The sequence below is a fragment of the Vibrio tubiashii ATCC 19109 genome (assembly GCF_000772105.1).
Classification (GTDB): domain Bacteria; phylum Pseudomonadota; class Gammaproteobacteria; order Enterobacterales; family Vibrionaceae; genus Vibrio; species Vibrio tubiashii.
Genome location: NZ_CP009354.1, coordinates 914783 through 927085, shown reverse-complemented (window position 1 = coordinate 927085; position 12303 = coordinate 914783). Strand labels below are relative to the sequence as shown.

At 43.8% G+C, this 12303-nt stretch carries 8 protein-coding genes; all 8 read right to left on the bottom strand.

Annotated elements, in window-relative coordinates; translation table 11 throughout:
* Nucleotides 1-229: 229 nt before the first annotated feature.
* A complete protein-coding gene (locus IX91_RS04285) occupies nucleotides 230-1363 on the bottom strand; it encodes a flagellin (protein WP_004744449.1) in 1134 nt (377 codons plus the stop codon).
* A 247-nt stretch (nucleotides 1364-1610) separates the two neighbouring features.
* The gene (locus IX91_RS04280) at nucleotides 1611-2744 is read right to left on the bottom strand and encodes a flagellin (RefSeq protein ID WP_004744448.1); all 1134 of its coding nucleotides are present in this window, start codon (nucleotides 2742-2744) and stop codon (nucleotides 1611-1613) included.
* Between the two features lie 130 nt (nucleotides 2745-2874).
* The gene (locus tag IX91_RS04275; RefSeq protein WP_004744447.1) at nucleotides 2875-3777 is read right to left on the bottom strand and encodes a Dyp-type peroxidase; all 903 of its coding nucleotides are present in this window, start codon (nucleotides 3775-3777) and stop codon (nucleotides 2875-2877) included.
* Between the two features lie 348 nt (nucleotides 3778-4125).
* Entirely contained in the window at nucleotides 4126-4584 is a 459-nt protein-coding gene (locus IX91_RS04270; protein WP_004744446.1) for a DUF2919 domain-containing protein, read from the bottom strand.
* A 182-nt stretch (nucleotides 4585-4766) separates the two neighbouring features.
* A complete protein-coding gene (locus IX91_RS04265; RefSeq protein ID WP_004744445.1) occupies nucleotides 4767-9245 on the bottom strand; it encodes a hypothetical protein in 4479 nt (1492 codons plus the stop codon).
* Nucleotides 9246-9437: 192 nt separating this feature from the next.
* On the bottom strand, nucleotides 9438-9893 hold the full coding sequence (gene nrfF, locus IX91_RS04260) for a heme lyase NrfEFG subunit NrfF (protein WP_004744444.1): 456 nt from the start codon (nucleotides 9891-9893) through the stop codon (nucleotides 9438-9440).
* Nucleotides 9890-10429 (bottom strand): DsbE family thiol:disulfide interchange protein, encoded by a 540-nt coding sequence (locus IX91_RS04255; RefSeq protein ID WP_004744443.1) that lies wholly within the window; start codon nucleotides 10427-10429, stop codon nucleotides 9890-9892. Before IX91_RS04255 ends, nrfF begins: the two co-directional genes overlap by 4 nt.
* Nucleotides 10407-12302: a heme lyase CcmF/NrfE family subunit gene (locus IX91_RS04250; protein ID WP_004744442.1), complete on the bottom strand. Its 1896-nt coding sequence runs from the start codon at nucleotides 12300-12302 to the stop codon at nucleotides 10407-10409. Before IX91_RS04250 ends, IX91_RS04255 begins: the two co-directional genes overlap by 23 nt.
* Between the last annotated feature and the right edge of the window lies 1 nt (nucleotide 12303).

Genomic DNA, 12303 nt, shown 5'->3' with positions numbered 1-12303 from the left:
ATTTGATCTCCTTAGGCATTAGGGCGATGTGTATCAGCGTCTCTCACCTCGCTTCAACACATCTCATTTCTCTCAATCCTTTAACGGCGAGCTAAAAAATACCTTTAGGAAAAAATTAGCGAACTTTTTTAGATTTTTCCGTATTCCGTAGGAATTGCTTTAGAGATCAAAAAGTTAACACAAACAAAAAAATCCAGCCGAGGCTGGATTTTTGTGATCAAGATTGGGTTTATCCCAGTAGGCTCAATGCCGAGTTTGGCGCTTGTTTCGCTTGAGCAAGTACTGAACTTGATGCTTGAGAAAGAATTTGCGACTTAGTTAGTGCCGTCGTTTCTTTCGCAAAGTCAGTGTCTTTGATTCGGCTGTTAGATGCATTCACGTTTTCGTTGATGTTATCTAAGTTGCTGATAGCGTGTGAGAAGCGGTTCTGGAAAGCACCTAGCTCTGCACGGTGGCTATCAACATATTTCAATGCCGCGTCTACGATAGCGACAGATTCTTGAGCGCCACCTACAGTCGTTACGTCGATAGTATCAACCGTTACTGCTGTGCCAGTTCCCATGCTTAGCTCACCTGCTAGACCACCACCAAACGATACTGCACCTTGAACTTTGTCAGTTCCAGCGAATACTTGTAGACGGCCTTCTTCATCAACAGAAGCTGTCACTTGGTCAGTTTGACCGTTGATGTAAGTTGCAAGCTCCTCAATATCATCGCCTTCTTTAGCATTGATGTTGATTGTTTGCTGCTGACCTGCGTTATCAGTAAGAGTGATCGCTAGGTCGTTAGCACCAGCCTGAACAGACCAATCTTTGTCTTTGCCATTCGCTGCTTGGTAAGCTGTACCGCCCATTCCAACGTTGTCAGAGCGCATGTCATTTAGCGTTAGCATTACTGCTTCACCGTTATCGGCACCAATCTGCATAGATTTAGTTGTGAACGTGCCGTTTAATAGCTTGTTACCACCAAATGAAGTTGTTTCAGCGATACGGTTTAGCTCATCGTTTAATGCTGTTACTTCTTCTTGAATCGCAACACGCTCAGATTTAGAGTTTGAGCCGTTAGCAGATTGTAGTGATAGGTCACGCATACGTTGCAGAATGTTAGTGGTTTCGTTCATCGCACCTTCAGCAGTTTGCGCGATAGAGATACCATCATTCGCGTTACGTACCGCAACATCAAGACCACGGCTTTGTACGTTTAAGCGGTTCGAGATTTGAAGACCCGCTGCGTCGTCTTTCGCACTGTTGATCTTAAAACCAGATGACAAACGCTCCATTGAAGTTTGTTGAGCATTAGTCGCGCTGTTTAGGTAACGCTGTGCTGTCATTGCTGATACGTTAGTGTTTACATTTACTGCCATGGTGATTTCTCCATTTGATTTTCCGATGTAACCGGCTTCCGACGTCTCGGAAAACCAAAGTCGTTTTCTCTTAAAGTTACTTTTATTAACGGCGTGAATCAGAAAACCTTGAGTATTTTTTTGAGTTTTTTTTGAAAAAAGTTCTTTTCGGAGGGAAAACGTGACTAAAGGGAAAAAATTGCAAATAAAGTTATTTTTTCGCTAAAGCTTTAGAATCGACTGTCGATAACATTCTCTTTTTTGAGAATCATCCCAATAAAGTTAAGGCAAGATTAGGCTGTTGCTTTGCCTGCGCCAAAATAGAGGTGCTCACTTGCTGCAAGATCTGCTGTTTAACCATCTGTGTGGTTTCTTTGGCGTAGTCGGTATCTTTAATACGGCTATTCGATGCCGACAAATTCTCATTAACATTAGAGAGATTATTAATCGCGTGATTAAAACGATTCTGCATCGCGCCTAACTCTGCCCTATGGCTATCAACATATTTCAGTGCTGTATCAATGACCGATACGGCCCTTTGAGCACCACCAACCTGAGAAATATCTATATTATCAACCGCTTCATAACCACTAAGGTTCATATTAAGTTGATTCGCTAAGCTGCCAGAAAATGAAATCGTCCCAGACGTTTTATCGCCAGCCATAAAGATTTGTAACTGACCTTCTTCATTAACAGAGGCTGATACTTTATCCGTTTGACCATTGATATAAGTCGCGAGCTCCTCAATATCATCACCTGTTTTAGCATCAATATTGATCATTTCTTGCTGACCTTGAGCATTGGTGTATTGCATGACCAACTGGTTATTACCCTGCGCAACTCGCCAGTTACTGTCAGCTTTACTTGCTGCAATATAGCTAAAACCACCCATGTCTAAACTGTCGGAACGCATGTTTTTTAGCGAGACTTGCACCGCTTCACCAGAACTTGCACCAATCTGAAAAGAAGAAGAGGCAAACGAACCATTGAGCAATTTTCGACCACCAAAAGAGGTAGTTTCAGCAATTCTATTCAATTCATCGTTTAAAGCCGCCATTTCCTCTTGTAATGCAACTCGTTCCGCATGGCTATTTGAGCCATTGGCAGATTGAAGCGAAAGATCGCGCATCCGTTGCAGTAAGTTGGTGGTTTCATTCATCGCCCCTTCTGCAGTCTGCATAATGGAGATACCGTCATTGGCATTGCGCATAGCGACATCTAAGCCACGCATCTGGGATTCAAGGCGATTGGAAATCTGCAGCCCGGCAGCATCATCTTTGGCGCTATTAATACGATACCCTGAAGAAAGTCTCTCCAGCGATTGATTCAGCATATCTGTCGCATTGGTCAAGTGACGCTGCGCGGTCATGGCTGATACATTGGTATTAACAGTAATGGTCATAAAGTGATGTAATCCTTCTTCGGGTCACTCTCTTTATCGGCAAAAATAGGGTTTCTTTAATGAAAAAATGCAAAAAACCGAGCCCTAAGGTTCGGTTTTAAATCTTTGAAGTAGCGAGTGTTGTATCAGTTTACTTAAGCTTTAAGCCCGATAGCATTTCACTAGAAGGAGCAAAGAAGTAGGCGCCCGTTACCGCTTTAGTAAAACGAAGCAGTTGGTCTGTCTTGCCGTCCGTTACGCCATACATGCTTTCGAGCATCGCTTTAAAGTTATGTAGAGTATTACAGTAAGCAATGAACAGCAGGCCATGTTCACCAGACACGCTACCGTAAGGCAGGCTATGGCGTACAATTTTCAGGCCTTTGCCCTCTTCTTTAATATCTACGCGCCCTACGTGCGAGGCTGCTGGAACATCATCAAGTTCAATAGAATCTGGCTTAGTACGGCCAATCACTTTTTCTTGCGCTGAAACATTCAAGCGGTTCCAAGAAGGTAAGTTGTGGATGAAACGTTGCACCATCACATAACTGCCACCAGCAAATTCACCTTGTGGAATGATGGCCACTTCTTCACGCTGAGCGTCTTTCGGGTTTTCTGTACCATCAACAAAGTCCGTCATGTCACGCGAATCTAAATAGCGGTAGCCATATGTTTCATCAATGACAGCTACATCTTCAGACACTTGCGCAAAGAATTTACGTAATAAGTAAAAATGCAGGTCATGACGGTTCGAGTGGCAGTGAATCAACACATCAACATCAGAACTAGGTGCAACGACATCGCCTTCACCGAGTTGTGGGAAGTCGATAAGCTCCGCTGGCACAGCCATATCAAGCTTGCTCCAAAATGCCTTAGTAAACGCAATAGACAGCGTTAGCTCTGCACCAGGTTGCTGCGTATTGAGTTCTTCAACTAACGTCGGTAGAGCTTGCAGCTGCTCCAACACTTTAGTTTCGTTTTGATTGACCTTAAGTAAGGTGTATTGCGCGAAAGGACCTGCTTCAGGAAGAATTGCACTTTGAGGGTATGACATTTTTAATTCCTCACTCGATTTTTTTGCTCAGTGTATATAGGGGTTGTTGACCTTTTGCGGTTAAATTTTGTTCAAGATAAAAGCGTTTTAATCGCGGCGAGAGGTTTGTCGCCTAGTCATTCTAAGCAAAACACCTCTCAACAAAGAGTAAAACGCTTTTAGCCGAACCCTTCGGGCAGCGTTTGTGGCTCCTTTCTACTGCGTTATCGGCTTATCAAGTAGGTCAACTACATCTCAAAGCCTCTGCCTTGTATAAAGAACCCACAAACTGCTGCAAAAATCAGCTCAAAAGGCCAACAACCCCTAGTTTAAATTTTATATATTGATAGTGATCATCGCTTAGTGCGATCACTGTGTCGGAACTTTCTTAAAGCTATCTCTGACACTACGACTCTTAGCGAAGTAAATAATCAACCATAATAGCAGTAACATCACAGCGCCATTTGTCCAGCTAAACGCGCCATGGACTAGATAAACATGATACAGAGTTTGAGATAGCTGAGCGGCTGCGGTCACAAGTGTAATCCCTCTACCGTAAGCCACTAAGTGATTTATCCATGCTCGCTCTGGGCTGCGCAGACTCACCATCCACATTAGTAGAATACTCGGAATTCCCATCGCTAACCCGAGATAAAGCATATTATGGTCTGGGTAAACTATCGAAAGAATTTTACTGCCACTCTCACGACTAGCACCCGCGACCACAAACACGACCCAAGCTTTGGCTAAGAACAGCCACCCTAGCCAAACCAATTTTGGTGCTCTTAAAAAACCATGTTTATCATATTGTTCTAACGCGTAACGCACTGCTATGTCACTGCTTGAATTCAATTAGACTCCACTCTATACCAATTGGTATTTTTTTCTATCAGATATTGCATATTAGAGTGATAGACGCAGGCTCTCATACAATGTAGCAGGCTTCAGCGGCGCTCTAGTTTGTTGGCACAAGTAAAAAGGCACGTAACTGCTACGTGCCTTTGTCATATCTAACGTCGTCTCCTAAGAAGAAGTAGCGCAGTCAGTGAAACCCAACCTAAGGAGCCACCACCACCTCCGCCACCAGTTGGAGAAGGCGACGGTGACGGTGACGTCGGCGGATTCACGACTTCTCCCGACGTTTCAGCCTGTTTGACTTCAACTTCCAAACCATAAGTTCTTTTGCCTTGTGTCGGAGTCGTCAAATCTAATTCGAAGCCTAGCATTTGCACCAAATCTGCCTTGTTGTTCTGAGACAAGTTGCGACTCATTTGCTGTACAGTATCACTCGCTAGTCGAACTTTTAGACGCTTAGACTCTCTATCAATCCAATTGACTTCAGGACCTTTTACTTTGCGCCAATAGTATTGGTACTCAACATTTTCATCGAGTTCCACAACCGCCGTTGCATCAATTTCAATCACAGACTTTTGTTTATCATTTTTTATCACTTCTACTGCAATTGGTTTTTGAATTGGGCGAGGCTTTGGCCCTCTATTTTTCAATTCCAACACCAAGCGTTTTGAGCTTTGTTGACCGTCTTCTGTTACAACCAATTCAAACTCAATTGTTTTATCTTCTGATAATTCAGGAACCGTAAAACGAAGCTGGCTGTTATTTTTATCAAAATCACCAAGTTCAACATCCGATACTTGTTTCCATTGGTAACTTAACGGCTTGCCGCGTGAAGGTCTAGAAGCACTGGCATCAATATTAACAAGCTCTGATTCGCTATAAGTTTGTTCCAAAGGTGCCGTAACTATTTGTGGTAGAGGTAATGCCCCGATATCAACAGTATGCCTGCTGCTTGCTGTTTTTTCTCCATCAGAAGCTGTAACCATAAACGACAAACGAGCGTTAGCCAGATCTTCAGTAACATCAAATACTAATCGGCTTCCAATCACCTTGTAAGCAACTGGAATAGTGTTATCGACTTGCGTCCATTTATAGCTCAAAGCTTTAGGCCACTGATCACTATCGATACCGACCGCCTGTAGCTCAACTTTGCTGCCAAATTGAGCTCGCTGGATGCCTTCGATATTAACGACAGGCGCTGAGTTTTGGTAAGCTAGCCAACGTATTGAATGAGACGCTGAACCTGAAAGCTCACCATCGTTAGCAGTTACGCTCACTTGAATCAGACCTGAAGACGACTTTTTAGGCATAAGAACCTTAATGGAGCCGTTGCCTATTTTTTCCCAAGTGATTCCGGGTGTTACCGCCCAGACAAGCTCTACATCAGATGGAGACTCATCTGTAATTTGCGAATCAACTTTAACCCAGCTATCCGCCTCCCCACTTGTTTTGCCACTTAGTGTAACAACAGGCGCTTTATTTACTTTAATGACTTGTACAGTTGCAGAGGCTTTGGTTTGGTCAACATTATCGCTGACTACAACTTCTACCGAAATAGAATCATTCGGATAATCATCATCAATAGGTAACGTCAAGGTTCGACCTTGATATGTTCTATCCCCGTCAGCTAAAGACACTTTCCAACTAAATGTTAAATCTGTCGTATCGTTATCTGCATCACTCACTGTAGGGGTCATGGACAACGTCTCACCCTGTTTTACAGCTTTACCAGATAGAGATACAACTGGTGCTTTATTGATATGCTTAACAAGCGTCGTAGTTCGCTTCTCCGTGACACTACCCATATCCTCTAGGTCAACAACTTTAACCGAGATTCGGAAGTTGGTGTCGCTTTCCACTTCAGGTGCCACCCAGTCAACTGTTGTCCCTTCGCCAACTGGAGCATCATTAACGAACCATTCAACTTTAAGTGCATCAGTTCCTTCTGGGTCTGTTAAGTCCTTAATTGCAAACTTCACACTACTGTTTTCATCTACCTGTGTCGGCACTTGAAAACTAAAACTAGAAAGCTCATTTACAGCCGCTATATCAGCAATTGTCTGTACTGTACGAGAAGCCCCAGATAAGTTAACCGTCGCTTCTAGTGTAATGCTTTGGGGTTTCTTTAAGTTTGGCAGCGTATAGCTAAAGTTCTGTCCACTCATCGCCGAATCGCTAAACTCTTTTATTCGCCACTCGACACTGTTTAAAGGCGTTGAATCACTACGCGCGTAGGCGTTTAGCTGACTATTTTCTTTGCGATCTCCACTCAAAACAACTGTAAACTCAGGTATGCAGTCAACAATAAATAAGTCTGCTTGTTTGGCCGCCGCTGAGTTAAACCCCCAATCGCCTTTAGTTAGAGACGCAGTATCGTTTAACATGTACCAATAGCGACCTAAATGTGTAAAGCTTTGCTCAAATCGAATCGGGCTGCTACTTCCCTCTTTGTTAAGTTCAAGCAATGCGCCATGATTCCCGTTAACTCTTAGTAACACCTTTTTATTGGAATCGTTTAGCACATCATTTGCCAAGTTAAACATCCACTTTTCACTGGCAACATGTGTTGCTTGCATTTGCGTGACTTTGTTGCCACCAACCAGAGCCATATTGTACTCACGGTTTTGCAGTACCCCGTTATCTTTAAGGGTGTGATTTAATTGTAAGTTTGACTGTTGAAAAGCGAAACATTGCACAGATGGGGCATCAAGCCACTCTTCCTGTTTACTACCTGCTGCTAACTTCAGAGTAACTTTTGATAAATCGCCAAAAGAGAGCGTCACATCCGAACCCGACTGACTTTCTCTTCGGCTTGAAAGCGCTATTTGAGCTTGTCGACTTTGAGGAGAGGCGAATGCAGTTCGATCTGTAGGTTCAACATCACGGGGCATTAGATTGACGTTAGTGAAATGCTTTCTAAAGATTGGAGCAGCTATGTTTTTCGGATCAAGTCGCTTGGCTGATTGATAAATTGCATAAGCGGTTTCCTGATACTGCTGATACATTGATAACCCTAGAAAAGCTTCAAGGATGATTTGATCAGCTAGCGCTTTTGCTGGATTTGGCCCATAGCGATTTATCAACTCTTGATCGCTGTTGATAAAGCTATTTTGACCTATATCTTGACGCGCGCGATGCAATGGAGCAGCAAGTAACGTTTCCGGGTGGATAACGCCATAATCCCCCTCAACTTTCGCATGAGCTCGGGTCAGTTTAGATTCGTAACCCTCAAAATAGTCTTGCTCTTGCTCATTGATGTTTCTAATTCCATCACCACATAAGTGCTCTCGAAGTTTTGCCAAGGTACCATCCCACTGACTGCCTCTGCTTAGTAGAGTACTCGCCCAATAGTCAGCAAACGCCTCATTGATTCCACCATTGGTCGTCGTAACTTTAGAATCTAGGGTAGGCATCCCTTGAAGCTTTAGTCGCGCGAATAACGCGTGCCCTTGCTCGTGATAGGTTACAGCGGGATCAATTGTAGAGCCTTTGCAACGGTCGTCCCCAACAAGTACAAGATCGAAATCAGGCAAATACATGTCTGATTTACCCCATGAGTCATTTAGAACAATGGCCACTTTTCTTTTGCCAACAAATTCATACGACAATGTCTCAGCGGCATAACTGAAACCATCATGAATTGCTTGCATATTGGTCAAAATGGCCGGAACTTGATACCTACTCTTTTCGCTAGCATTTGTCCAGAAAGTCGCATAGTCCATATTTAATTGATGCTGAGACCAATCGAAATCACTGTTCGAATAAAATTGAACATATTTAGACTCTGGTTTAGTTAGAGACTCAAGTGGCAGTGACTTTTGCTCGCTACCCAACTTGTATTGCCAAAACCTCTCCCCTTTGGTTGTTTCATAAAGGCTACCGTAGCTTGACCAGTTGAAATCGAAAGCATTGGTAAGTTCAGTTGAGTCGGCAAGTTGGTTTTTATAATAAAACCCTTTTATGTTGCCTCCCACGCTCTCGACTAATAACTCTAAGTTACCTTCTGGATTTACAAGCGGCACATTTACGTGGTAAGCCAAACTAAGAGCATTATTGCTCAACAAATAAATGGGCGACGCAGTAATACTGTCATTGACAGGGCTAAAGTCTAACTTTTGGCCATCTTTATCTATCAAGTGAAGGTACTTACGGCGCCAGTGAAGTAAAACACCCACGCCTTGAGTATCACTGCTTACCTCACTTTTAACACTTGAAATTGCTGAAAACTTATCAGGAATCGCTTTGCCGCTATCTGGACTCAAAGAAAGCTCATTTGGAGCTTTGATGTGATATTGATATCGAAAGAGCTGACACTGTTCATTTATTGACAAGGTAATATCTTGACCATAAATGGGGACGTTATCTTTATGAAGAGTAAAGAGAAAGTGGTGACTTTTATAGCCGCTCTTATGATTTACATATAAGTAATCTGATACTTGATCATATTCTGCGCTCAAGTCGGGCAGTAGCTGAGCCAATACTTCTTTAGCCTGAACAATCCCAACTACATCGGCTGAACTGCATGTATAGCGGTTGGTTTCTGGAAAAACCAACCCAGGTTCAAAGCTTGCTTTGGTTTGCAATGGCACAAAAAGTAACAGTGTAAAAACATATAGTAAGGGTCGATGCGACACAAAACTCTCCCAACAAAAAATTCAATCAAAGAGGCAGGAGTTTACGTGTTTGAAAATGATTAAATAACGAAGAAAACACATTCGATTTGTGCATGTTTTTGAGATAAAGCAGCAAAGGAACTTATGCGCCAATACAAAATTGATTACGCCTTGAAACTGATAATTCGTACTTAAAAAAGCATTGTGGGAAAACTACCGTTGTTTACGCTGCTCTATTCGTACAAAGGACACAATTAAAAACAACAAAAGCAGAAGAATAGGCGCCAACCAAAGTAGTGCATTGCTAGCGGTAAAGGTAGGCTTATAGAGAACAAATTCACCATATCTAGCCGTCATAAAATCAATCACCTGCTGCTCGCTTTGGCCTTGATTGATTTTACTAAACACGATCAAGCGTAAGTCTTTCGCGATCGGCGAGTTGGACTCGACTAAATTTTGGTTCTGACACTGGGGGCAACGTAATGATTTTGCCAGTTCAATAGCAACCTTTTGTTTATGTGGCGAATCGAATTGAAACAGCTCGACTTGAACGTTTTGCTCTGTCGTAGCCGCTGCAAAGACATCTTGGTTTGCACTCGCAAGACTTAGTGGCGTTAACATCGAAAGTAATAACAGCAGAGACTGCACAACAGCCAGCCTTAAGTTCATGAGTTCTCCCCACCAGCAAAGAAGTCAGCAAAATGCTTGTCCCATACGTTTTGATTCAGAACACCGAGGTGTTTATAAACAATCGCCCCACTTTGATCGACGAGGTAAGTTTCTGGCGTTCCCACTACTCCGAGATCAAGAGAGAGAATACCTTTGGGATCGAACATAACTTCACTATAGGGGTTACCAAGCTGGCCAAGATAATTTACCGCACCTGAGCGTTGATCACGGTAATTTAATCCAATGATAGGAATGCCGAATTTCGCTAGCTGGTTGAGGTAAGCATGTTCTTTACGACATACGCCACACCATGATGCCCATACATTCACTAGCTGATATTCATGACGGAATAGCTGTGTGCTTTGCGCTTGTGCCTGCTTCATAAGCAGCGCTATCGATTGTTCCGGAAACTGCCTAACCACGGGCTGGGAGGCTGGACCAAACTGCTGGGTGTTCAGCCCTGCGATAAGAAAGCCAATAAAACCCATTAAAATCACGCTAAAGAGAGTAATTTTATGCTTGCTTGATAAAGCCATGAGCCACTTCCTTTCGTCGACGAGAGAGAAAAGGTAACACAGCACCGAGCATAGCGACTAGAACCCCGCCCCAAATCCAACTGATATACGCCTTATATTGGATCTTGACCGCATAAGAATCGGCATCAACTTTGCTGCCTAGCGTCACATAGTAGTCACCATGCCAAAATGGCCGGATTGCAGGCTCACTCATATTCATCACCCGAACAGGATAATGACGACGCTCTGGTATCAAGGTAAAGCTTCGCTGCTCGGAGGAGAACTTCAATTCCGCCTGTTCAGCGCTATAGTTAGCGCCAATAACCCAATGAGTATCAAGGTATTCAACTTGCCACTCACCAAATTCTAAAGTGCTACCCGCTGCCATTTTATGGTTCACTTCGAAAGAGTGTTCTGCATTCATCACTGCGCCAATACTGCTTATCGCCAAACCAATGTGAGCAAGCACCATAAAGGTAAGCTTTTGCTGCTTTACCACCAATAGCAAGTGACTGATTATCACCCAAGCCCCTAGCCCCCAGACCACAGAGACAGCTAGCGAGAACCACATATCTTGCAACCAATACATCACCATGCCGACGAGCATGGAGGTGATAAATAACAAGATGATCTGCTGTTTGGAATAGTGACTGCCTTTATGCCACTTGAGTAATGGAACCAACCCTATACCAATGAGAGCAAGCAGAACTAAAGGTAAGAACAAGGTATTAAAATAAGGAGCACCAACCGATACCGAGCCTAGCCCGACAAGTTCATACACCATAGGGTAGAAAGTACCGAGAAAAACTGTAAACGCCGCCACCGCTAGCATGCCGACAGAAGCGACGGCAAAATAGCTGCGCCCAAAGAGCGATTGAACATGTTGACTCTTGATTGCCTCGCCTCGCTCAAACAACAAGGCAAATGAGCCAATCAAGGTCACGGCGAGAATCACTAACAGAGCAATACCTTTACCGGGATCCACCGCAAAAGCGTGTACTGATGTAAGTACGCCAGAGCGCACAATAAAAGTGCCTAGAATACTCAGGCTAAAAGTCACTAATGCTAGCACCAGTGCAGTTCTTCGCTGCTGTTGATAGCGGCTAGCTGCAAGTAAAGCGTGCAGTAATGCAGTCCCTGTTAACCACGGCAAAAGTGACGCATTCTCAACAGGGTCCCAGAACCACCAGCCTCCCCAGCCTAGTTCATTATAGGCCCACCATGAACCCACCAAAATGCCCAGCGTCAAAAACGCCCACGCAGATATTGCCCAAGGAGTCGCGAGCTTTACCCAATCATCGACGAATCTTTCCTGCATTAAGGCAGCGAGGGCAAATGCCAACACGGTAGAAAAACCGATATACCCCAAATAGAGCAGCGGTGGATGGAAGATCAATCCGATATCTTGCAGCATTGGATTGAGGTCTCGACCTTGCTCTAACCAAACTTCAGCATAAGAGAATGGATTAGAAGCGATCAGGGTGAACCAGGCAAACGCAGCGATAAACAACTGCATCACCCACAGCACATCATCGAGGTATTTTTTGCAAGTCTGTTGAACAAAAGAGATACAGGCCGACCAGATAGTTAAAGTGAAAACCCAAAATAGCATCGACCCTTCATGTCCTCCCCACACCGCGGCAATTTTGAAGAAATCAGGCAGCGCTGTGTTCGAGTGAGAGGCGACATAATGAAACTGGAACTGATCAGTAACAAATAGGTAGCCAAGAAGGACAAGACTTAACGACGCAACAACGCCATTAAGCCTTGCTAACAATGATAAAGAGAGCGCGGCACTTCGCTGTTGCCATTTATTCCATGCATAAGCCGCCGAGATAAGCGAACTTGAAACCGCGACCCAGACTAATGCAAAGTGTCCTAGCTCTCCGACCATA

Coding starts and splice junctions, on each gene's coding strand:
- IX91_RS04285 (WP_004744449.1), bottom strand. CDS start 1,363: ATGGCAGTAAATGTAAACACTAACGTATCAGCAATGACAGCACAGCGT.
- IX91_RS04280 (WP_004744448.1), bottom strand. CDS start 2,744: ATGACCATTACTGTTAATACCAATGTATCAGCCATGACCGCGCAGCGT.
- IX91_RS04275 (WP_004744447.1), bottom strand. CDS start 3,777: ATGTCATACCCTCAAAGTGCAATTCTTCCTGAAGCAGGTCCTTTCGCG.
- nrfF (WP_004744444.1), bottom strand. CDS start 9,893: ATGAACTTAAGGCTGGCTGTTGTGCAGTCTCTGCTGTTATTACTTTCG.
- IX91_RS04255 (WP_004744443.1), bottom strand. CDS start 10,429: ATGGCTTTATCAAGCAAGCATAAAATTACTCTCTTTAGCGTGATTTTA.
- IX91_RS04250 (WP_004744442.1), bottom strand. CDS start 12,302: ATGGTCGGAGAGCTAGGACACTTTGCATTAGTCTGGGTCGCGGTTTCA.